This is a genomic window from Pseudomonas sp. AL10 (assembly GCF_029960685.1).
Taxonomy (GTDB): Bacteria; Pseudomonadota; Gammaproteobacteria; order Pseudomonadales; family Pseudomonadaceae; genus Aquipseudomonas; species Aquipseudomonas lactis.
The window spans coordinates 1-273 of sequence record NZ_JASBQZ010000105.1; the positions used below are offsets into that span (position 1 = coordinate 1).

At 48.7% G+C, this 273-nt stretch carries 1 rRNA gene; it reads right to left on the bottom strand.

Features of this window, described 5'->3' with window-relative positions:
- Positions 1–2: 2 nt before the first annotated feature.
- A 5S ribosomal RNA gene (rrf, locus tag QK296_RS29005) occupies positions 3–118 on the bottom strand.
- Between the last annotated feature and the right edge of the window lie 155 nt (positions 119–273).

Sequence of the window (273 nt, forward strand, 5' to 3'; positions counted from 1 at the left end):
AATCTTGACGATGACCTACTCTCACATGGGGAAACCCCACACTACCATCGGCGATGCATCGTTTCACTGCTGAGTTCGGGATGGGATCAGGTGGTTCCAATGCTCTATGGTCGTCAAGAAATTCTGTGTACCAGACCGTTGGGTTGGCAACGTGCCGGTGAAATTCATGAGCTTCTACATAAACAAAACCCCTGTCTGCGTTAGCAGACAGGGGTTTTGGAATTTAATCTTGACGATGACCTACTCTCACATGGGGAAACCCCACACTACCAT